Source organism: Micromonospora sp. DT41 (genome assembly GCF_049841715.1).
GTDB classification, from domain to species: Bacteria; Actinomycetota; Actinomycetes; order Mycobacteriales; family Micromonosporaceae; genus Micromonospora; species Micromonospora profundi.
The window spans coordinates 286289-306639 of sequence record NZ_JBNCKU010000004.1 but is presented as its reverse complement, the minus strand read 5'-3'; the positions used below and the strand labels follow the sequence as shown (position 1 = coordinate 306639).

Genomic DNA, 20351 nt, shown 5'->3' with positions numbered 1-20351 from the left:
GTTTGCGATCGTTCACGAAGACGCCGGCACGCCTTTCGCTGAATAGTTTCCCCACCATGGTTTCCGATTCCCCTGCCACTTCGGGGGAACGATTTGTAGGAGGGGAAGATGCTCAGACGTCGCGTGCTCGGCATCGGGCTTGCCGCACTGCTGGCAGTCTCCATTTCCGCCGTTGCTTCTCCGGCCAGTGCAGCAGGGTCTGCAATGGCTGACGGGACGATCCCCCAGGCGGTGCTCGATGCGGCGGAGGCTCTGGCCGGAAAGCAGGCCGCAGCGGTAACACCTACGTTCAGCCGGGCGCCGTCCAGTCGTGTCGCGGCAGCCGCCGAGAATGTGATCACCTGCAGCGCACGGGCCCAGTATCCACATGCGTCGACCGGCGGTAACGGCATCCCCGGCAGCCTCGACGGCAAGGCGGATTCGTGGTGTGACCAGGTCATTCCCTACATCGGTGCTCAGGTCGAGCTGTACCAGTACGTCCCGGGCAGCGGCTTCTTCCTGGTGTCGGTCGGAAGCCTGAATTCGGGTCCCGGGAACAAGACGTACACCGGTGTCGCCTTCACGATCTGCCAAGCTGTGCCGAACTATTACGTCACCAGGGGCATCCACACCTACACTGCTCCCGGCGGCTACTACCCCCCGTCAGCGAGGCTGGAAACGCAGTCGCCCATCGTGCAGGTCAGCTGCTGAGGCGTACGCACTATGGAACCGGCCGGCTGCCGCAGTGCCAGCGGCGGTCGGTCGGCTACGCCGACCTCGTCATGTCTCCCGCAGCCGGTCGGCGAACGTCCAGGCGACCGCGGCGGTCAGGATCCGCACGCCGCGGGTCGAGGCGGGACGCAGCCCGATCAGCTCATGTACGCGCCGTAGGCGATAGTCGAGCGTGCGGGTGTGGACGCCCAGCGCCCGTGCCGTCGCCGGTCGGGACATGTCGTGCAGGTAGTACGCGTCGAGGGTGCGGATCAGGTCCGGGCCGGCCTCGAGTCGGGTGACGAGTTCCCGCAGCCAACTGTCCATGTGTGGCGAGTGGACGGCTCCGAGTTCGACGAACCTGTCCGCGACGGTGTAGAGGTGCTGAGGTCTGCGCTCCGCCGACGTCAGTCGGCTGATCTGTCGAGCCTGGTCCAGCACACCGGCCAACTGGCCCACCGCTCCGACGGCCGCGCCGGCAGCGCACCGACGGCCGGAGCCCACGGCGACGCCACGGACCAGCTCCAGGGTGCGATCCGCCACCGGACCGTGGACGCCACCGTCGACGAGCCATGCCGACGTGGCCGCCGGTGCGTCGACCGATGCCGGCGTGGCCAGTACCAACTCCGCCGGCCCGAGCCAGGACATCGGGATCCGCCAGGACGCCAGGGCCGTCGCGACGATGCGTTTCCGCTCCGGGGCGGCCAGGCCCGGCGGATCGAAGCGAACGACCGTCACCAGCCACCGATGCCCGAGACGTACGCCGGCCGCCCGAGCGATGCCGATCGGCGGTGGTTCGTCGGCCAGCAGCGACCGCGCGAGCAACTGGACCTGAGCCGACATCGACCAGGTCTGTGCGACGCCATCGAGGTAACCGTCCAGGTAGGCGCAGCGGGCTCGGCTGCCCTCCCGCCCGAGCCAGTTGGCCATGTGGAGCACGTCCTCGGTGTTGGCCGGAGCCGCGGTCTCCACCACATCGCGCAGCATCAGTGCGGTATGCGTGCTGAGCGCCTGCCGCTGTGACGCCAGCGAGAGCCGATCCTCGCCTCGTCGTCGGCCGACGTCGCCGATAGCCGCCAGATCGTCCTCGTCGAGCGGCGTGTCGTCCCGTACGCGCTCCAGACTCACCCGTCTGATGAAACGCGCGAAGTCGAGCATGTGCGCGAGTTGCTCCGGTGACGGCGACGCGTACTCGGGCACCTCTCGCTGGTAGGTGTTGACGGCACGCAGGGCATTTACGTCAATCCGCCGCTGAAGCGCCATGATCAGATCCGGCACGACACCTCCTGTAAGGGACGTCGAACGCCTTTCGATTGATGTTCGCCGATCGTATCGTCGCGCCCTGAGTCAATCGGCGACTTGGCGACGGCGGCGTCCACGCATGCGGATTCGAGTGCGTGCGCCTGCGGCACGATGCTCTCGATCAGCTAAGTTGCCGGCGTGGATATTCAGGTGCTGGAAGGTGCGCTCATTGAGGTGCCGACGGCCGATGTCAGCGGCATGGACCGGCGGGCGTTCGGTGAGTTCGTGGGGCCGCGTGGGGAGTTGGCCTCGTACGCGTTCGGCTGGTCCACCGGCTCGGACCCGCACGTAGCCCGTCTGTCCGTCGGGATCGGTGCCGGCAATCCTGGCGGTGGCACCTTCCACGCCGTCATCTTCGCCAACGAGGACGGTCACGCGTTCTCGCTCATCGACGAGCCTTTCGAGCGGGTCCCGCAGGGCGGTCCGGACCTGACCGCGGACCAGTCGCGTGCCCACGAGGACCTGCCGTTCGTCTGGTGGGTCACCGACCAGGTCATGCAGCGCGATCGGCGTGCCTGGTGGATGCGGCACTGGCTGCTCGGCACGGTCTGTCTTCAAACCCCTGAGGTCTTCGAACGCCGTGAGCCTGTTCTGTTCGTCAGCCACGACGCGGACGACGGAGTGTGGCAATTGATCGGAGCCACCGACGCGAGCGGCAGCAACGGCAAAGTCGGGCACCTGCACCATGCCGTCGACGAGGACCCCAGCCTGATCGACGTTCTTGACCTGCCGCCCGGTGGCAGCGCGGTACGGGCTGACGTCGGAAAACCCTGGACCGGAGAGGTCTAGCCTCGATCAGGCAACCGGGAACTGCCAACGCGCCGGGCCAGCCCGGCCAGGACCGCGTCCAGGTACAGCTCCGCGGCACTGGGCAGCAGCAGGTCCGCGGCCGTGAAGCGGGCGTGGTCCGCATGCGGGTTCGGCACTGCCACGCAGCGCAGCCCGGCCGCGTGCGCCGCCGCCACGCCGTGCGGGGTGTCCTCGAATGCGATCGCCTCCTGCGCCTGCACCCCGAGCCGGTCCAGCGCCAGCAGGTAGACGGCCGGATCCGGCTTGTGCGCGGCCACCTCCTCGCCGGTCACCAGCACCTCGAACCGCGCCCGCAGCCCGGTCCGATCGAGCATCGCCCCCACGTGGGTGACCGGGGAACTGCTCGCCACCGCGAGCCGCAGCCCCAGCTCCGCGGCCCGGTCCAGCCAGCCGACGATCCCCGGTGCCGGCTCCAGCGCCGCGTTCAGTTCCGCCCGGTACGCCATCCGCAGCGCGTGACTGGACTCGCGGTCGTAGGCCGGCCCGACCGTGGCGGCGAGCGCCGCGTAACGCGGCTCGTTCGCGTCGCCGCCATGGTCGGCGAAGAAGCCGGCCGGATCGAGTTCCAGACCATGCCGCCGCCACTCCCAACGCCAGCTCTCCAGCAGCGTCGTCTCCGTGTCCATCAGCAGGCCGTCGAAGTCGAAGATGAGCGCCTTGACCGTCATCACGGCAGTATCCCCAGCGTCCGTGGGTTCGGGACATACCGGGCACCAACATGAGGCCCCGGCCAGCAGGAAGCCGGCCAGGGCCTCGATGTCTGTCCATAGGGTTTGAATCGTCCCCCGAAACCCGGCACGCCCTCCGCCGCACCCCGGCACGCCGCCGATGCCCGGCGGGCGCGGGTCAGGGCGTCGGCGCGGGGTGCGTGGCCGGGATTCGAGTCAGCCGGGACTCGGCGACGGTGCCCACCACTGTGAGACCGGCGGCGAGGAGCGCGCAGGCCGCCAACGCGACGTGCGGCCCGACCGAGGCCAGCAGCGGCGCCACCACCAGGCCGGCCAGGCCGAAGCCGATGCCGCCTGCGGCGTACAGACCGGAGAACCCGGCGGACCACTGCGACTCGGGCAGCATCTGCTGCAATCCGGCACCTCGGGCGGTGAGCGCCGGGGTGCTGGCGAAACCCCCGACCAGCAGCAGCGCGATCACCAGCGGCACCGTGCCGGCCACGGCGGCGGCCAGCACCATCGCGCACAGGACGAGGATCAGCACTGTGGTCTGGCTGTGGTAGCTGGCCGGCCAGCGCCGTCCGCCGTAGACGATGCCACCGGCGATGCCGGCCACGGCGAAACCGCCCAGGGCCAGGCCGGACAGGTCGGCGTCGCCACCGAGGCGCTCCAGCAGCGCCGGGAGCGCCGTGTACGCGGCACCCACCGTCAGCAGCACCGCGGCCTCGTGCGTCATCGCCGGCCAGGACAGCCGCCAGACACTGTCCCCGTGCCCCGGGTCGGTCGCCGCCCGGCCCGGGTCCACAAGGGCTCCGGCGACAAGCACGCCGACGCCGGCGACACCGGCCGTGACCGCCAGCGACACCGCGGGGCCGCCGAGGAACGCCAGCGCGCCGATGACGGCCGGCCCGACCGCCCACATCAGGGCGGTCATCGATGCCTCCAGGCCCAACGCGGAGTGCTGGCTCTCCTGCGACACGCTGCGCACCACAAGCGCCCGCAGTCCACCGTGTGCACCCGAGGCGACAGCGCCAGCCAGCGCGGCGAGGACCACCATGCCGATCACGACCACGGCGCCGTCGAGCACCCGGGACACCCCGACCAGGGCCAGCAGGGCGACCGCCTGGACAGCTAGGACGAGCCGCAGCTCCGGCCCTGCCGGCCGGCGGTCGAAGCGGCGGCCCATCACCCCGGCCGCCGCCGCCTCGGCGAGGGCGAACGCACCGGCGAGCAGAGCACCTACCGAGAAGGAACCTGTCACCTCGCGCCCCAGCAGCACCAGCGCCAGCGGTGCCATCGCGATCGGAAGGCGCTGGCAGACCACTGCCGCGAACCACGCGGCCATCCCCGGGCTGCGCAGGACCGACAGGTAGCCCGACGGGCGGCCCTGCGGCCGGTCCTCGGTCGTCTCCTTGGTCAACGTCATGGCTGCACCTCTCGCAGAGCGGGCACGTCCCGGCGGACGGGCACCGGGCGCACGGACGGTTCACATGTCCGTCCAGTGGCGTGCGGAGGCCCCGGCGTTACACCGGCCGGCGCGATTCTCGCCGGTGCCGCTCAGCTGGCAGGGCTGCTCTGCCGCTCCAGGTACGACTCGACCGTCTGCCGTACCCGCGAACGGGCGCGGTGCAGCAGGACACGCTGGTGGCCCTCGCTGATCTCCATCAGCTCGCAGACCTCGGTGCTGGTCCACCCCTCCACGTCGCGCATGGTGATCACCTCACGCTGTCCGGGGCTCAACCGGCGTACGGCGTCGCCGAGCAGTTCGCGTAGTTCCCCGGCGAGGAGCAGGTCCTCGGGCTGGCGGCCCCACCGTCGGGGCGGCGCACTCCAGTGCCCGGCGTTCGGCCCGGAGGACATGAAGCGGTCCGGGTCCACGCTCGGCCCGCCGTCCGCGCCCGGCAGGCCGGACATCGGGACACTGCGGGACTCCTGCCCGGCGCGACGCCGGGCAATGTTGAGCAGGATGCGGCATATCCAGGTGCGCAGTGACGCCCGGCCCTCGAACCCGTCTATCCCCTGCAGGACTGCCAGCCAGGTTTCCTGCACGACCTCCTCGGCGTCGGCGGTGCTGCGTACGTGCAGCAGGGCCAGCCGCATCATCGTCGCCTGGTGTGCCCGGACGAGGTCCCGGAACGCGTCCTCGTCACCGGCGAGCAGGCCCGCCAGGTCGACAGTCACTGTTCCGCCCTCGTGCCGTTCCACTCGCGGAACGTTTGGACGATGGCGGACTCGACAGCGACGGGCAACCGGTGCCCGGGCGCGGACCGCAGCAGCCGCACCGTGGACTGCATCTGGTCGAGGTACGCGTCGCAGCCGTCGCAGCACAGCAGGTGGGCGCGGAAGCTCTCCAGCTCGTCTGGCGGCAGCGTGCCCTCCAGGTAGTCGGTGATGGACTCGACCATCTGGGCGCAGGTCAACTCGTGCATGGGGCACTCCTCGGCGGGGCCGTGATCTCGCACGTATTCGTCGTCGTTCGACGATACGTGATCGCCTCGTCGCTCCCGTCCTCCCGGAGGCGACGTCGGACCCGCGTGAGGACCGGCTGTCGAGCCGGTCCCCACGCGGTCGGTGGAAGGTGGACCACGGTCAGATGACCGCGATGCCCATCGGGTCGCCCTCGCCGCCCTCGCCGAAGACCTCCAGGTCGAACACCCGGTGATCCTCGACGTAGGCCAGCGAACCGTCCTGGTTGGCCTTGAACACCGTGAGCGTTCCCTCGAAGGAGTTCAGCTGGTAGAGGTAGCGGCTGTCCGAGCTGAGGGCGAGGTCGGTCGCCCCGGTCGGCACGTGGTCGTTCTTGCGGTCCTTGCCGTCCTCGGCCGACGCCGACTCGTGCAGCAGCTTCGGCACGCCGTCGGTGACCGAGAAGCTGGAGATAGTACCGTCGCCGAACGGGCTGGACGCGTACGCCAGCGACTCGTCGCCGTTGACCACGACCCAGCAGGTGTCGGTCTGCTTGTTGAACACCGACTCGCTGCTGGCCTCGAGGCCGCCGTTTTCGTCGAAGGTGTACGAGGCCACCGCCGAGGCGTTGTCGTTGGCGAAGCCGCCGAACTGCTCGGTGGTGAGCACGGTGCCGCTGCGGGTGACCGCGAAGCCGAACGGGCCACGCCCGGTCGCGTCCTGCACCCGCTTGCGCCCCGGCGTACCGTCCTGGCGGACCTGGAAGGTGACCACCGTTCCCTCGTCGTCGTCGACCTCGCTGTCGGCGTGCGCCGGCAGCTTGGCCAGGCGCTCGGTCACCAGCAGCGACCGGCCGTCGGCACTGAAGGACACCTGGGCGCAGCCGGAGTGCGCCTGCCCGGACAGTTGCCTCGTGGAGTTCTTCACCGGCGTCAGCTCGCCTCCGCTGGACACCGAGAAACCGGTGATCTCGGGACGGGCGCCGCTGGTGCAGTTCTCCAGGACGTTGGTGTCCTCGTCGAAGAGGTGGTTGGCGGTCTCGCCGCTGTTGAGCACGTACAGCAGGCCGTTGTTCACCGTCAGGCTGACCGGCTTCTGCCCGCCGGACGGCACTTCCTCGACCAGTTCCAGGCTGTCGGCGTTGATCTGGAAGACCGAGATGGTGCTGCTTCCGGCGTTCGGCACGAACAGCAGCCGGCGCTGGTCGATGAGCATGTTCGGCGAGGCCTCGCCCTCGGCGCTGCCCACCACCAGCGCGTTGGCGCTGTCCTCGAAGCTGCCGCTGCCGGTGCCGCCGGTCGGGAAGCGCTCGACCTCGGTGAGCTTGCCGTCGGAGGCCCGGGAGAAGGCGACCACCTCGTTGCCGTCCTCCGCGTTGGACATCAGGAACACGGCGCCCCTGCGCAGGTCGGTCTTGCCCTTGGCGGCCTTGCGGGTGTCCGTGGCGGCGGCGTCGGTGCCCTCGTCGGCGTTCACCACGTGCGGCATGGTGATCAGCCCGGCGAGCGCCGCGCTGAGGAACACGGCCGTCACGGCCAGGGCGCTTCGGTTGCCGGTGCGTCGACCGGTCTCCGGGTCGCGGTGCCGGCCGCCCGGCGCCGACCAGGGGTTCCGGGTCGCGTGCTTTGCGCGGTGTCTCATCCGAGTCTCCTTTGCTTTGCGCTGTGTCGCGTCGTCGGTCGGTCGTGCGTGCGTGCCGTCCTCCACTCTCGGCGGGTGGTGTCACCGGGCCGTGGCACTCGCGGCGTCGTGGCGTCGCCGTGAGGCACTCAGGCGGCGTTGACCAGCTGGCCGATCTCGGGGGAGGGGTTGAGTCCCAGCTCGTCGCGGAGGGTCCGGCGGTAGTGCAGGTAGTGCTGCACCGCCTCGTTGCGGTTGCCCTCGGCGAGGTAGACCCGGATCAACTTGCCGTGTGCGCTTTCCCGGAACGGGTCGGCGTGCACCACGGCCAGGACGGCGTCGGCGGCCTGGCCGAAGCGGCCGTGCTGGAGCAGCCGGTCGCACAGCGCCTCCAGACAGTGCAGCCGCAGGCTGCGGTAGCGCTGCTGCTCCGGTCGCAGCCACGCGTGGTCCCACTCCGGTAGCAGGTCCCGGTGCATCGACTCGATGGTGGGCCAGCGGGCCGGCAGCCGGGTGGGGTCGTCGAGCAGGGCGGTGGCGAACTCGGCGACCTCGGTCGCGTCGACCGACACCGAGGGCGAGAGCCGGATGGTGTGGGAGGTCGCCTCCACCACCCGACCGGCGCAGACCTGGTTGAGTCGGTACAGGGCGGTCCGCAGGTTCGCCTGCGCCCGCTGGTCGGTCACGTCGGGCCAGAGCACGCCGGCGGCGGTGGCGCGGGCCAGCGGGTGCTGCCGCAGGGCCAGGAGGGCGAGCAGCCGCTGGGCGGCGGCACCGACCGGGATGCGCCGGCCGCCGCAGTGCAGTTCGAAGGCGCCCAGCAGCTGCAGGCGGGCGGTGCGGTCGTCCGCGTCTGCTGTCCGCGCAACAGTGCGGCGCAGGGGGACGACGTTGTCGGCGTACGTGGGGCTCGCTTCGGTCGTCGTAGGGTTATGGATGGGCTGCGGGGCGGAGTGGCGCATGGAGACCTCCGGTCGACGGGCACGGGAACACCGTCATCGGTGTGACGAAGGTGCATCGGTCGCTGCGGAATGCGCGGCGCGGGGACGGCGATCGGATGGTCAGCGATGTGCGGACCGACCGGGGTTTGGAACTTCCATAGCGTTGCCGTCGCCATCCACCGTGCAACCCGCTGTCGTTACCGTCAACGGATACCGCTCGCCGAGGCGGCACCCGCTGCCGAACTCTCCGCATCGTCTCGTGTCCGGAAGAGCCGGTTATCGAGGCTTTGGCCGCCCGACGAGACCGTCGGTTCGGTGGCGTAGAGTGACGCCAACCTCCATTCGAGCCGGCGTCCGGCGCCGAAATCCTTGGCTATATCTTTCCGTGGTTACAGGCACAATCACGCCATGGCGTATACCGGCCAATGGTTGTCGGTAAGCCAATCCTCAGCGTTTCGTGTCATTGTTCGAGACACGCACTCCATAGTCGGTGACGAATCCGCGCCTCGGCCGTGCCCGCGACCCCGGCGACAGGTCGGAAGGAGGTCGACATGGTGTTCGACTGGTACGGAGCGGGCCCCCCTCCCGCCTCCGACACTCCCGCCGTCGGCTGGACCGCGCTCGAATGGGACCTGTGGTCGGCCCGGCGCTACTGGTGCGCCGGGGCGGGCCGCCGCGGCCCGGTCACGACGGAAGCCGCCGCCACCGTCGCCGGGGACGCCGCTGGCCGCTGGCTGCCCGCCGACCCGCCGTCCCGACCGGATGCCCTGGCCGCGCTGACCGCCGCCGAGGCGGACCGGCACGACGTCGCGAGCGAGCCGGTGCCGGCCGGCCGCCTCGCGTACCTGCTCGGGGGGTTGTCCGCGTTGACCGGTCTCGGGTCGGTCCTGGATCCGTTCGTGGTCACGATGGACGTGCCCGGGCTGCCGCAAGGACTGTGGCGGTGCCGGTCCGCCGCCCGCGGGCCAACGGCCGGCGTCCGCCTGGTCCCCGTCCGGGCACCGGCCCAGTGGCCGCTGCGGGTGGTCCGGCGGGTGACGCCGGACGCGTTCGGCCACGGCGTCGCCCCGGCCCTGGTCCTCTGGCGGGTCACCTGGCCCGACGTGCTGGACCCGTACCAGGCCGGCGCGCTCCTGGATGTCTACCGCGACCTCGGCGCGGCGCACCTCGCGGCGCGCCTGCTGGCCCGGGAGGCGGCGCTTGTCGGCACGCCAACGCAGGTCCTACCCGCCGACGTCGACCTGCGCGACGTGGACTGGCCGCCGGAGAGGTGGGGCGTCGTCGGAGGTTTCGTCGTCGGCGTCGGCCCACGGCGTCGGCCCACGCAGGCCGGCGACTGTGACGCCGTACCGACGGTCGAGCGACGCCGGTCGACCTAACGTCCCCGGGTAGCAGGCGACACCGGCGGTCCGAGCCGTCCGGTCGTCGTACCGGCTACCGAGGAGGCGAATCCGGTGAAACTGAGCGAGGGGACCCTGCTTACCGAGACCAGGGTCTACGACGACCTGGGCCGGCTACCCGGTCCGCAGGACCTGCCGGCGGACCTGGAGGCCAGTGACTGGTGGAGCGACGAAATGGTACGCGACGCCGGGTTGCCGGTGACCGACGTGCCGTTCGTCTCCGTCGGCGGCGGGATCGGCAGCTTCGTGACCGTCGACTACCTGCGGATCGCCGGCGTGCCGACGCGCGACATCCGGGTGCTGTCCAACCTGGACCGACCGTGGCGCACCTACGAGTACCTGACCCGGGTGTCGCAGATTCCGCGCGGCGAGCGGATCCGTTCCGACTCCGCGTCGCGTCCGGACAACGTGTGGGGCTTTCCGTCGTACGCCCTGACCGAGGCGTTCCGTACCCGCAGCCCACGCGCGCTGTGGCAGGTGCTGCGGGAGCCGGTCTTCGCGGACTTCTACACCCCCCGCCTGGGCATGGTGCTGACCGGTCTGGAGCGGGAGGCCACCCGGATCCGGTACTGGGACATGCTGGACACCGGTCAGGTCCGCACCGTACGGCGGCGTTGGGGCGGCGGCTACTTCACAGTCCTGGCGGTCAACGAGCCCGGCAGGCCGTCGCGGGTGGTGGCCTACCGCTCCTGGTTCGTGCATCTCGCGGTGGGCTACGCCGGGTTGAAGTTCCTGCCCGAGCTGCGGCAGTTCCGGGACACCTCGGACTTCCACCGGGTCGTCAACGCCTACGAGGACCACGAGCACGTCTACACAGCGCTGCGCCAGCGGACCGGTCGCGTGCTGATCCGCGGCTCCGGCATCGTCGCCTCCCGTGTGCTGGAACGGCTGATCAGCGAACGGAAGCGGCACGGGCTGCAGACCGAGATCGTGCACCTCTTCCGCACCTACGTGGAGGGCGCGCACGGCCCGCACCCGTGGTCCCGGCGTGCCGGCGGCGACGGCTTCGCCTACCAGGGCTTCAACTATCCGAAGTCCGTGTGGGGTGGCCAGCTCAAGGCGCGGGCGCGGCGCAGCGAGGGGCGGGACCGGGCGCGGATCTACGCCGAGATCGGCGGCACCAACACGGCCTACCGCAGGCACTGGCAGCGGCAGCTGCGGGAGGGCAAGAACGGCGGATGGTACCGGTCGGTGGCCGGCACGATGGGCGAGCTCCGGCAGGGCCCCGACGGCCGGCTGCGGGCGTACGTCGACTCCGAGTCCAGCCGGGTGGAGCTGTGCGCCGACTACGTCATCGACTGCACCGGCCTGGACGGTGACATCACCTCCCACCGGGTCATCAACGACCTGCTCCGGCACGCCAACGCCGGCCGCAACCCGATCGGTCGGCTCGACGTGTCCCGGGCGTTCGAGGTGCGCGGCGCGGCCAGCGGTGACGGCCGGATCTACGCCTCCGGAGCGGCCACCCTGGGCGGCTACTTCCCGGGTGTGGACACCTTCCTCGGGCTTCAGATCGCCGCCCAGGAGATCCAGGAGGACCTGGCCCGGCAGGGGTTCGGCAATCGGATCGGCCCGGCCCGCTCACTGCGCGAATGGTGGCGCTGGCTGCGCGACCGGCCGATCTGACCGGTCGGCTACCCCAGGCCGTCCGGAGTCGACGAGAGAAAGGGGAGCGTGATGGTACCGACATTGCTCGGTCGTATTCAGACCCGGTTGTTCCTGCTGGCGGTGGTCGGCGGGCTGGTCACCCTGGTCCTGGCGCCGGTCCTGCCGATCCCTGGTGGGTGGGGTGACCACTACCGGGAGACGTTCATCGTGCTCGCCACCGTCGCCGTCCTCGGCGTGGCCTGGGAGTGCGTCTACCACCTGCTCATGCAGTGGCGCTGGGAGAAGGACTGGCCCACCCTCTTCGCGCTGGTCACCCTTGTGCCGGAGGGCGTGCTGGTCTGGCTGCTGCTGCGGGCCGGACACGTACCCGGCGCCGGGCCGCCCGTACTCGCGGCGTTCCTCTGGCACTTCACGCTGGTCTGGATCGCGGTCTGGCTGGTCGCCCAGGGGCCGATGCGGGTGCCGTTCATCCGATGGCGTTTCCACGGTGGGAGGTTGCTGTGACCACGATCGACATCAACAGCGTACGGCCGGTGCTCCGCCCGGTGCCCGGCGACGGGATCCTGGCCAGGCAGGGCGACCTCGTCCTGCTCTGCGATGCCAGCGCCGAGTGGGCCCCGCAGGTCACCCGTCTGCTGGACACCCTCGGCGAGGTGGCCGCCCGCGGTGACGGCCGGGACCTGTGCCGCCGGCTGACGCACCTGCTCAGCGACGACGGCGACAACGGCGCCTACCCGGCGCTGTGTGCCTTCGGACCGTGCTCCGACGGCTGGGCCGTGCTGGTGCACGGCCGTGCCCTGGCCACGCTCTCCGGGCCGGTGGGCCCGATCCACCTGGACGGCCGCGAGTCGGTCACCTGCGTCAACCGGCTGGTGGATCCGGACGTCACCCTGACCAGCGTCCGGCTGGGCGAGGAGGTGACCGACCGCGACGCCGACGACTGGAGTGTGTTGCAGTCCGGGGTGATCAGGGCCGGTGGCGTCCTGGCCGCCGACACCGCGCCGACCGCGCCGACCGCGCCGCCGGTCGGCCCGTTGCTGAACGTGCCGCCCACGCCGCCGGTGGGACCGCTGCTCGACATGCCTCCGTCGGCGGACACCGGTCACCCGGAACAGTGCGGCTGCGCGGCGTGCGTCGCCGCGTCGGTGTCCGCCGCCCGCACCGGGCACTGTGCCTGCGCGGCCTGCCTGCCCCCGACGGACCGGCCGTCGGCTCCGCCTCCCGTGCCGGCGCCCTCGCCTCCCGTGCCGTCGGCCCCACCGGCCGGACCGGATGCGTCACCGGTGTCCGCGCCGCCGGTGTCCGCGTCGGACGCGCCGTCGGTGCTGATACACCCGATCTCCGCGCCGCCGGTTACCGGACCGGCCGCGTCGCCGTCGCCCGCCGGCCCGCACGCCGCACCGAGGCCGACAGTGCTGGGCGTACGCTGCCGCGACGGCCACCTGAACGACCCGCGCGCGCCGTACTGCGGCACCTGTGGGCTGTCCAACGCCAACGGAAGCCTGGACCCGGAGCCGGGGCCGCGGCCGCCGCTCGGTGTGCTGACCTTCGACGACGGCTCCACCTATCCGCTGGACCGGGGATACCTGCTGGGCCGGGCGCCGGACGGGCGCGACGGCGCCGAGACGGGCTGCGAGCCGCTGGCGGTCGACGACCGGCAGGCGTCGGTGTCCCGGGTGCACGCCCGCATCGACATCGACGGCTGGGACGTCCGGCTTACCGACAACGGGTCCACGAACGGCACCTTCGTGTGGGCCGAGGAGCGCAACCAGTGGGACCGGCTGCGGCCGGGCGTACCGGTGGTTGTCACTCCGGGCACCTGGCTGCGGATCGGCCTGCGCACCCTGCGGTACCACTCGCATCGCGGCATCTGACACCCCCTGCGGCGGAAGTGAGGACGATCCATGAGCGAGGGCGTGGTCATTTTCCTGGTGGACCTGGCGATCATCGTCGCGGCGGCCCGGCTGCTCGGGCAGGCGGCGATCCGGTTGCGACAACCACGGGTAGTGGGCGAGATCCTGGCCGGTGTGCTGCTCGGCCCCACCCTGCTGGGCGGCTTCAGCGACTGGTTGTTCCCGGCATCCGCGCGGTCCGCCCTGGGCGCGCTGTCGACAGTGGGGCTGGTGCTGTTCGTCTTCCTGGTCGGCTACGAGCTGGACCGAAGGATGCTGCGGGCCAGCGGACGCCAGGCGGTGGTGGTGGCGCTCGGCGCGCTGGCGGTGCCGGTGGTGCTGGGCGTCGCCCTCGGCTGGTGGCTGGTACGCCGGCATGGTGCGGCGGATCCGTCGGCGACGGCGCTGTTCATCGGGGTTGCGGTGGCCGTGACCGCCTTCCCTGTGCTCGCCCGGATCGTGACCGAGCACGGCCTGCAGCGTGTACGGGCCGGCAACCTGTCGCTGGCGGCGGCGGCCGTCGACGACGTGCTGGCCTGGGGCCTGCTCTACGCGGTGATCGCCTACGCGGGGGCGCAGGGGCAGCACATGTGGCGGCTGGCGCTTGCCGTGCCGTACGTGCTGGCCCACCTCTATCTGGTGCGGCCGATGCTGCGGCGTCTGCTGGGCCGCGCGGGAGCCGGCAACGGTGCCCTCGCCGCAGTGCTGGCCGGCCTCCTGGTGTCCTGCGCGGCGGCCGAGTGGATCGGGGCGCACTACATCTTCGGCGCCTTCCTGTTCGGCGCGATGATGCCACGCGAGGGGATGTCGGAGGTGCGGGAGCAGATCGTCGCCCGGTTGGAGCCGGTCAACAACATGCTGCTGGTGCCGGTCTTCTTCGCCGTCGCCGGGCTCAACGTGGACCTGTCCCGGATGCGGCCGGACGTGCTGGGCGAACTCGCCCTCGTGGTGGCCGTGGCAGTTGTCGCGAAGGTGCTGGGCACCTATCCGACGGCCCGGCTCGGTGGGCTCGGCCCGCGGGAGGCGCTCACCGTGTCCACGTTGATGAACACCCGCGGTCTGACCGAGATCGTGGTGCTCACCGTCGGTCTCCAGGTGGGCCTGATCGACCAGTTGGTGTTCTCGGTAATGGTGGCGATGGCGCTGCTCACCACGATCATGACCGGTCCGGCGCTGTGGGCGCTCGGGGTGCGGCGGGACAAGGCCGAGCCGGGCACCGCCACCCGACCGGAGGCGGCGCCGGTGGCGCCGGGGAGGCATCTCACCCTGGCGTCGCCGGGGGTCAGTCGACCCAGCCGGCCTGCGCCGCCCGGACGCCGGCCTGAAAGCGGCTCTGCACGCCGAGACGCCGCATGAGGTCGCTGACGGTCCGGGAGACGGTCCGTACGGAGACGCCGATGGCCCTGGCTATCTGTTCGTCCTTCATGCCCACCGACAGCAACCGGAGCACTGTGTGTTCCTGATCGGTGAGCTGGTTGGCGGGCTGGTCGTTGGTGCCGCCGGTGAGCGGCTTCGAGTCCTGCCAGCAGTGCTCGAAGACGCAGACCAGCGAACGGACCATCACCTCGCCGTCGATGGCGATCGCCCCCGCCTGGCCCTGCGTCGGGTCCAGCGGGATCAGCGCCCGCCGCGTGTCGCAGATGATCATGCGGATGGGCAGCGTGGTCGTGGTCCGGATCTCGTAGCCGACGGTGATCAGTTCACGAAGGTAGGTGGCGACGAACGGGGTGGTGGTCAGTTGTTTCACGTAGAGGGCCCGCAAGCTCAGGCCGCGTTCGCCCAGGCGCCGGTCCCGGGCCAGGCCCTCCCGCAGGAGGTGCTCCTGTGGGAGAGGGCCCGGGTGCATGGACAGCATCTCCTCCCTGCCCAGGTCGGTCATCATGTCCAGCGTCTCCGCCACCCGCGCCAGGTCCTCGATGACCTCGAATTCCAGGTCCAGCCGGGGGCCGGGACCGAGGGGGAGGAACCGATCGACGATACGTTCCAGCGACTCGCTGGTGGCGGCGATGGTGTCCCGGTACCGCGTGAGCGTCGCGCGGTCCCGTTCCAGCACCCGGACGATGGCGATCTCCGGTGATACGACAGTCGCCACGCGCGGATCGTCGCGGCCTGCGGTCACCAGTCCGAGTCGATTGAGTTCCCGCAGTCCGGCATCGTGCTCCTCGGCGGACAGACCCAATACGTCGGCCGCCTGACGGACCGATCCGGATCCGAACCGGAAAGCCTGCTTGTAAATCGCCACGGCAATTTCCTCGGCCTGTCTGCCTGCCGGCGACGGACCACCGTCTTCCGCCATGCCCACGTCCCGTCTGTCGGTACTCCTAGTAGTGCTCAAAGTCCCGACGCCCGCAAGTCTCACCAGCGTCGGGCACGTCCGTCTAAATCGGACTGTCGGTGCAATTTGCCTGCGACTACGGGGGGCAGTTGGTTGCATCGTCGGGGCGACGCGTACACGCCACGGCGTGTTCACGTACCGTCCCGGCCCTTCCGTGTGAACGGGCGGTATCGCCAGGATGGGATGAGCAAAGTCGGCGACGGTTCGTCGTCGGTCAATGAGTCTGGGGGAGTCAAAATGAGCAACTCGATCAATGTGTGGGTCGTCATCCACCTGGCTTTGGCGCTGGCCCTCGTCGCGGACGGGCTTTTTGCGCAGCCTTCCGCCAAGGCGATGTATGCGGATAACGGCCAGATAACGACCGCCATGTCGACCGGGCATGCCGGCGACGATTCCGGGCCCGGAACGGCGAGCGGCGTCTGGTGCTGCTGAGGGCCAGCGAGGGCGGAGGTGACCGGATGAGCCACGTGGAGCGGGTGTCCGCCGCGGCGCTCGGTGATCTCGGGGTGGTGATCGTCAGGTGGCCGACGGAACTGCGGCGACGCGAGGAGTGCCGCCTGCGAGGGGTTCCACGACTGCTGGTCGTGGAGGCCGGAGTACCGGCGCCGCCCTGTCCGGACGCGCTGGAGGACTGGGTCCGGCTGCCGGTGGAACGCGAGGACGCCCGGGTGCGGGTGCGCACCCTGCTGGTCCGGGCCGCGCTGGCCGGCCGGCCGGTGGTGACCCGGCAGAACCTGCTGCGGGTCGGTGACCGTCAGACGCCCCTGTCCCCGCTGGAGGCGGTGATCATGCGCCGACTGGTCGCGTCGTACGGCGACGTGGTCGATCGCGGTGAGCTGACCGACCTGTGCTGGCCGGAATGCGACGCCGCGCCCAATGGCCTCTACCTGCAGATCCTCCGACTGCGCCGGCGCATCAAGCCCTTGCAACTGGTGATCCACACCGTCTGGGGGCGGGGCTACGTGCTCGAAACGGGTGAGAACGCGGCCTGACGCTGCCGCGATGCGCCGGTGACGGTCCGGTCACTGCCGCCGCCCTAGCGTGGGGTGCATCGACGTCCCCTCCTCGGGACCGATCCGAACTGATGACGGTCGCCGAGGACGAGTGCTGGGAGCGGTCATGCAATTTGGAATCATCGGTACGGGTTCGTACCTTCCACCGACAGTCGTCAGTAACGACACCCTCGTCGAACGGCTCGACATCGGTGCCGACTGGATCGTGGACAGGACCGGAATCCGCGAACGACGCCGGGCTCTGGACTCCGAGGCCACCTCCGACTGCGCCACCGCCGCCGCCCGTGAGGCGCTGGCGGCGGCGGGCATCACCGCCGACGACCTGGACTTCATCATCGTCGGGACATCCACACCGGACCACCCGCAGCCGGCCACCGCCGTCCTGGTGCAGCGGGACATCGCCGCGCACCGGGCCGCCGCCTTCGACGTGAACGCCGTCTGCACCAGCTTCGTCTACTCCCTCGACGTCGCCCGGGGGCTGCTGGGCGCCGACCCGCGGACCCGGTACGCGTTGGTGATCGGCGCCGACATCTACAGCCGCCAACTCGACTACACCGACCGGCGCACCTGCGTCCTGTTCGGTGACGGAGCCGGCGCTGTGGTGCTCGGCCCGGTGCCCGCTGGCCACGGGATGCTTACCTCGCGCCTCGTCAGCGACGGTCGCCTGCATGACCTGGTCCGGGTGCCCGCGGGCGGGTCACGGCTTGAGTGCGACGAGAACGCCCGCGCGTGCGGCGACCAGTACTTCAAGATGCGCGGGCGGGACGTCCGCACCTACGTCGAAGAGGTCTTCCCCGCTCTGCTCGACGAACTACTCAAGGACAGCGGCCTGGAGGCCGGCGACCTGGACCTGGTCGTGCCCCACCAGGCCAACGGGGTAATGCTGGACCGGGTGGCCACCGACTTCGGGCTTCGGCCGGACCAGCTGCACCACACCTACCCGCGCTACGGCAACACCGGTGCCGCGTCGGTGCCGGTGACCCTCGACGACGCGGTCCGCGGCGGACGGCTGCGCGGCTCCGGGTACGTCGTCCTGATCGCCTTCGGCGGCGGGATGACCGCTGGCGCTTCGCTGCACCGCTGGGCGGCGGACCGGCACGAGCACGCGGGCCTCCGCGATGGGTGAGACGAGCCGGGTGCTCCCGCCGGACCTGCGCACCGCGTACCCCCGGGCCACCCGGGCCGCCGGGTGCTACCTCTACGACGACCAGGGACGCGAATACCTGGACGGCTGCTCCAGCGCGATCGTGGTGAACGTGGGGCACGGCAACCCGGAGATCCTCGACGCGATCCGCGCCCAGCTGGACACCATCACCTACTGCTACCGCACCCAGTTCGCCAACGAGCCGGCCGAACGCCTCGCCGCCGAGCTGGTCCGCCTCGCCCCGGGCGACCTGAGCCACGTCCAGTTCACAAACAGCGGGTCGGAAGGCACCGAAGCCGCGATCCGGCTGGCCCTGCAGTACTGGCAGGAGGTCGGCCGACCCGGACGGCGGCTCGTGGTGTCCCGGGACGTCAGCTACCACGGCGCCACGCTCGGCGCGCTCGCCGTCTCCGGGCACGAATCGCGCCGTCGCCCACTGGCCGCGCTGCTGCCGGACATGCCGCGCGCCCCGCGCGCCGACTGCCACCGGTGCCCCTTCGGCCTGACCCGGGACACCTGCGCGCTGGACTGCGCGTCCGCCGTGGAGCGGACGATCCTCGCCGCCGGTCCGGAGAACGTCGCGGCGTTCATAGTGGAGCCGGTCGTCGGGGCCGCCGGCGGCGCTGTGCCGGCCCCGCCCGGCTACCTGACCGCGGTCGCCGAGATCTGCCGGCGCCACGACGTGCTGCTCATCGCCGACGAGGTGATGACCGGACTCGGGCGTACCGGCCGCTGGTTCGGCGTGGACGCCGAATCCGTCGCTCCGGACCTGCTCGTGCTCGGTAAGGGCATGAGCGCCGGTTACCTGCCGATCGGTGCCGTGCTCGTCGATGCGCGGATCCACGCCGCGATCCACGACGGCAGTGGCACCAGCGCGCTCGGGCACACCTACAGCGCCAATCCGCTCGCCGCGGCCAGCGCCGCCGCCGTTGTCGACTACCTGGTCCGACACGACGTACCGGCGCGGGCCGCCCGGGCCGGCGACCGGTTGCGGCGCGGGCTCGCCGCGGCGCTTGCCGCACGCGGCGTGGTCGCCGACGTCCGGGGTGCCGGCCTGCTCCTCGGTGTCGACTTCACCGCGCGCCACCCGGGCCGGGACCAGGGCGTCACGGCCGCCGCGATGGCCGCCGCCGCGTTCGAGGAGCGACTCCTGCTCTACCCGGCGGGCACCGACGCGGTGCCCCGGGCCGTCATCGTCGCCCCGCCGCTCACCATCACCGACGCCGAACTGGACCAACTCGTCGACCGGTTCGCCGCCGCACTCGACCGGGTCGTCCCCGTCGCCGACCGAAGGAGCACCTGATGAAACTCGGCTGGACCCCGCAGCAACGGGCACTGTCCCACCACTACGAGCAGCTGGCCCGCGACGCCGTCGCGCCACGCAGCGCCGCGCACGCCGCCACCCGGCAACTCGACAGGTTGTCCTGGCGGGAACTGGCGAACCAGGGGCTCTGGCGGATCCCGGTGCCGGAGTCCCGAGGCGGTGACGGGGGGACCTGGTGGGACTTCTGCGCCGCGCTGGAGGGCATCGTCCGGGGCAGCCGCGACCTCGGCTTCTGCCTGTCCCTCATCGCACACGCCGGCCTGCTGCGCGCCGTCGTCCGGCACGGTGACGACACCCAGCAGCACCACCTCGACCGGCTGATGGTCGGCGCGGTGGGCGCCACCGCGCTGACCGAGGAGCGCGGCGGGTCGGACGTGGCCCGGGTCAGCACCACCGCGCACCCGGTCGACGGCGGGCACCGGCTGGTCGGCGTCAAGGTGCACATCACCAACGCCCCGGCCGCCGACCTGATCTACGTACTCGGCCGGGTCAGCGGTCTGCCCGCCAAGCGGGACGTCACAGTGTTCCTTGTCGACAGGCACCAGCCCGGCATCCGCACCGGGGCCGCGGAGGAGATGCTCGGCAACGGCTCCAGCCCGACCGGCGCGATCAGCTTCGACGGGGTGCACCTGGACGACGCGGACATCCTGGGTGTGCCCGGCGACGGGCTGAGCCTGACCTACGACACCATCACCCTGGACCGGCTGCTCTACGGCGTCGTGGGGGCCGCCTACCTGGAAGGGCTCCTCGACGACACGCTGCGCTTCGCCCGCGGGCGCACCGCGTTCCACCAGCCGATCACCGAATTCCAGTACGTCCAGCGCCGGCTGACCAACATGAGGCTGGCCATCGAGACCACCCGGTGGATCTCCTACGCGGCGCTGGACCAACTGCTGGCCGAGCACCCGGACGCCGCGCTGATGTCGTCGGCGGCGAAGCTGACCGGCTCGGAGAGCCTGGCGGCGGCAGCCCTGGACGCCATGCAGGTGTTCGGCCACGCCGGTTACGAGGAGGGCGACGTGTCCCGCGCGGTCCGCGACTCGCTCGGCACGCTGATCGCCGGCGGCACCTCGGACATCCAGCGCAAGAACATCTTCACCCAAATGATGAAGAAGCCGGTCGCGGTCGTCCCGAACCGGCCGGTCCTCGCCCCGCTTCGCGCGGCCTGACACCTCCGACACCCCTGACACTGCCCCGT

General features: G+C 71.1%; 20 protein-coding genes. 12 read left to right on the top strand and 8 right to left on the bottom strand.

Annotated features, from left to right (window positions below):
• Positions 1 to 108: 108 nt before the first annotated feature.
• A complete protein-coding gene (locus tag ACLQ23_RS09955; RefSeq protein ID WP_355596368.1) occupies positions 109 to 690 on the top strand; it encodes a hypothetical protein in 582 nt (193 codons plus the stop codon).
• A gap of 69 nt (positions 691 to 759) precedes the next feature.
• Here the strand turns inward: ACLQ23_RS09955 and ACLQ23_RS09950 are convergent, their stop codons facing one another.
• Positions 760 to 1968 (bottom strand): PucR family transcriptional regulator, encoded by a 1209-nt coding sequence (locus tag ACLQ23_RS09950; protein WP_355629807.1) that lies wholly within the window; start codon positions 1966 to 1968, stop codon positions 760 to 762.
• A 162-nt stretch (positions 1969 to 2130) separates the two neighbouring features.
• Between ACLQ23_RS09950 and ACLQ23_RS09945 the strand changes: the two genes are divergently transcribed.
• The gene (locus ACLQ23_RS09945; protein WP_355596364.1) at positions 2131 to 2781 is read left to right on the top strand and encodes a hypothetical protein; all 651 of its coding nucleotides are present in this window, start codon (positions 2131 to 2133) and stop codon (positions 2779 to 2781) included.
• Here ACLQ23_RS09945 and ACLQ23_RS09940 read toward each other — a convergent pair.
• The 6 genes from ACLQ23_RS09940 to ACLQ23_RS09915 all read right to left on the bottom strand — a co-directional run bounded on the left by ACLQ23_RS09940 (position 2778) and on the right by ACLQ23_RS09915 (position 8458).
• Complete coding sequence (locus tag ACLQ23_RS09940) at positions 2778 to 3470, bottom strand: HAD family hydrolase (RefSeq protein WP_425880567.1); 693 nt, start codon at positions 3468 to 3470, stop codon at positions 2778 to 2780. The genes ACLQ23_RS09945 and ACLQ23_RS09940 overlap by 4 nt on opposite strands.
• A gap of 178 nt (positions 3471 to 3648) precedes the next feature.
• Entirely contained in the window at positions 3649 to 4896 is a 1248-nt protein-coding gene (locus tag ACLQ23_RS09935) for an MFS transporter (RefSeq protein ID WP_355596360.1), read from the bottom strand.
• Positions 4897 to 5027: 131 nt separating this feature from the next.
• Positions 5028 to 5651 (bottom strand): RNA polymerase sigma factor, encoded by a 624-nt coding sequence (locus tag ACLQ23_RS09930; RefSeq protein WP_355596358.1) that lies wholly within the window; start codon positions 5649 to 5651, stop codon positions 5028 to 5030.
• Positions 5648 to 5899: an anti-sigma factor family protein gene (locus ACLQ23_RS09925; RefSeq protein WP_355596357.1), complete on the bottom strand. Its 252-nt coding sequence runs from the start codon at positions 5897 to 5899 to the stop codon at positions 5648 to 5650. The genes ACLQ23_RS09930 and ACLQ23_RS09925 overlap by 4 nt, the downstream gene beginning before the upstream one ends.
• 160 nt (positions 5900 to 6059) lie before the next feature.
• Entirely contained in the window at positions 6060 to 7517 is a 1458-nt protein-coding gene (locus ACLQ23_RS09920) for a lactonase family protein (RefSeq protein WP_425735439.1), read from the bottom strand.
• Positions 7518 to 7645: 128 nt separating this feature from the next.
• Entirely contained in the window at positions 7646 to 8458 is an 813-nt protein-coding gene (locus ACLQ23_RS09915; protein ID WP_355596353.1) for an AfsR/SARP family transcriptional regulator, read from the bottom strand.
• Positions 8459 to 8988: 530 nt separating this feature from the next.
• Here ACLQ23_RS09915 and ACLQ23_RS09910 point away from each other — a divergent pair.
• From ACLQ23_RS09910 to ACLQ23_RS09890, 5 genes are all read left to right on the top strand, one after another.
• Positions 8989 to 9816: a hypothetical protein gene (locus ACLQ23_RS09910; RefSeq protein WP_425880566.1), complete on the top strand. Its 828-nt coding sequence runs from the start codon at positions 8989 to 8991 to the stop codon at positions 9814 to 9816.
• Positions 9817 to 9891: 75 nt separating this feature from the next.
• Complete coding sequence (locus ACLQ23_RS09905; RefSeq protein WP_355629819.1) at positions 9892 to 11463, top strand: hypothetical protein; 1572 nt, start codon at positions 9892 to 9894, stop codon at positions 11461 to 11463.
• Between the two features lie 51 nt (positions 11464 to 11514).
• Complete coding sequence (locus ACLQ23_RS09900; protein ID WP_355596428.1) at positions 11515 to 11949, top strand: hypothetical protein; 435 nt, start codon at positions 11515 to 11517, stop codon at positions 11947 to 11949.
• Complete coding sequence (locus ACLQ23_RS09895; RefSeq protein ID WP_425880565.1) at positions 11946 to 13319, top strand: FHA domain-containing protein; 1374 nt, start codon at positions 11946 to 11948, stop codon at positions 13317 to 13319. The genes ACLQ23_RS09900 and ACLQ23_RS09895 overlap by 4 nt, the downstream gene beginning before the upstream one ends.
• Positions 13320 to 13349: 30 nt before the next feature.
• Positions 13350 to 14693, top strand: coding sequence for a cation:proton antiporter (locus ACLQ23_RS09890; protein ID WP_425880564.1), 1344 nt, complete (start codon positions 13350 to 13352; stop codon positions 14691 to 14693).
• On the opposite strand, the gene ACLQ23_RS09885 is transcribed toward ACLQ23_RS09890, so the two are convergent.
• Entirely contained in the window at positions 14620 to 15696 is a 1077-nt protein-coding gene (locus tag ACLQ23_RS09885; protein ID WP_425880563.1) for a LuxR C-terminal-related transcriptional regulator, read from the bottom strand. The two genes, ACLQ23_RS09890 and ACLQ23_RS09885, sit on opposite strands and share 74 nt — an antisense overlap.
• A gap of 213 nt (positions 15697 to 15909) precedes the next feature.
• Here ACLQ23_RS09885 and ACLQ23_RS09880 point away from each other — a divergent pair, with 213 nt between their 5' ends.
• From ACLQ23_RS09880 to ACLQ23_RS09860, 5 genes are all read left to right on the top strand, one after another.
• Positions 15910 to 16104 carry a hypothetical protein gene (locus tag ACLQ23_RS09880; RefSeq protein WP_355629830.1) on the top strand — a complete coding sequence of 65 codons (195 nt, stop codon included), beginning with the start codon at positions 15910 to 15912 and terminating at the stop codon, positions 16102 to 16104.
• A 26-nt stretch (positions 16105 to 16130) separates the two neighbouring features.
• Positions 16131 to 16664: a winged helix-turn-helix domain-containing protein gene (locus tag ACLQ23_RS09875; protein WP_355596339.1), complete on the top strand. Its 534-nt coding sequence runs from the start codon at positions 16131 to 16133 to the stop codon at positions 16662 to 16664.
• A gap of 127 nt (positions 16665 to 16791) precedes the next feature.
• Complete coding sequence (locus tag ACLQ23_RS09870) at positions 16792 to 17811, top strand: 3-oxoacyl-ACP synthase III family protein (protein ID WP_425880562.1); 1020 nt, start codon at positions 16792 to 16794, stop codon at positions 17809 to 17811.
• Complete coding sequence (locus tag ACLQ23_RS09865) at positions 17804 to 19132, top strand: aminotransferase class III-fold pyridoxal phosphate-dependent enzyme (RefSeq protein ID WP_425880561.1); 1329 nt, start codon at positions 17804 to 17806, stop codon at positions 19130 to 19132. The genes ACLQ23_RS09870 and ACLQ23_RS09865 overlap by 8 nt, the downstream gene beginning before the upstream one ends.
• Entirely contained in the window at positions 19132 to 20322 is a 1191-nt protein-coding gene (locus ACLQ23_RS09860) for an acyl-CoA dehydrogenase family protein (RefSeq protein ID WP_355596333.1), read from the top strand. Before ACLQ23_RS09865 ends, ACLQ23_RS09860 begins: the two co-directional genes overlap by 1 nt.
• Positions 20323 to 20351: the final 29 nt, after the last annotated feature.

Excerpts from the sequence above, each read along its gene's own strand:
- ACLQ23_RS09925 (WP_355596357.1), bottom strand. The coding sequence starts at position 5,899 with ATGCACGAGTTGACCTGCGCCCAGATGGTCGAGTCCATCACCGACTAC.
- ACLQ23_RS09890 (WP_425880564.1), top strand. The coding sequence starts at position 13,350 with ATGAGCGAGGGCGTGGTCATTTTCCTGGTGGACCTGGCGATCATCGTC.
- ACLQ23_RS09940 (WP_425880567.1), bottom strand. The coding sequence starts at position 3,470 with ATGACGGTCAAGGCGCTCATCTTCGACTTCGACGGCCTGCTGATGGAC.
- ACLQ23_RS09900 (WP_355596428.1), top strand. The coding sequence starts at position 11,515 with ATGGTACCGACATTGCTCGGTCGTATTCAGACCCGGTTGTTCCTGCTG.
- ACLQ23_RS09910 (WP_425880566.1), top strand. The coding sequence starts at position 8,989 with ATGGTGTTCGACTGGTACGGAGCGGGCCCCCCTCCCGCCTCCGACACT.
- ACLQ23_RS09875 (WP_355596339.1), top strand. The coding sequence starts at position 16,131 with ATGAGCCACGTGGAGCGGGTGTCCGCCGCGGCGCTCGGTGATCTCGGG.
- ACLQ23_RS09935 (WP_355596360.1), bottom strand. The coding sequence starts at position 4,896 with ATGACGTTGACCAAGGAGACGACCGAGGACCGGCCGCAGGGCCGCCCG.
- ACLQ23_RS09865 (WP_425880561.1), top strand. The coding sequence starts at position 17,804 with ATGGGTGAGACGAGCCGGGTGCTCCCGCCGGACCTGCGCACCGCGTAC.
- ACLQ23_RS09880 (WP_355629830.1), top strand. The coding sequence starts at position 15,910 with ATGAGCAACTCGATCAATGTGTGGGTCGTCATCCACCTGGCTTTGGCG.
- ACLQ23_RS09870 (WP_425880562.1), top strand. The coding sequence starts at position 16,792 with ATGCAATTTGGAATCATCGGTACGGGTTCGTACCTTCCACCGACAGTC.
- ACLQ23_RS09955 (WP_355596368.1), top strand. The coding sequence starts at position 109 with ATGCTCAGACGTCGCGTGCTCGGCATCGGGCTTGCCGCACTGCTGGCA.
- ACLQ23_RS09915 (WP_355596353.1), bottom strand. The coding sequence starts at position 8,458 with ATGCGCCACTCCGCCCCGCAGCCCATCCATAACCCTACGACGACCGAA.
- ACLQ23_RS09860 (WP_355596333.1), top strand. The coding sequence starts at position 19,132 with ATGAAACTCGGCTGGACCCCGCAGCAACGGGCACTGTCCCACCACTAC.
- ACLQ23_RS09920 (WP_425735439.1), bottom strand. The coding sequence starts at position 7,517 with ATGAGACACCGCGCAAAGCACGCGACCCGGAACCCCTGGTCGGCGCCG.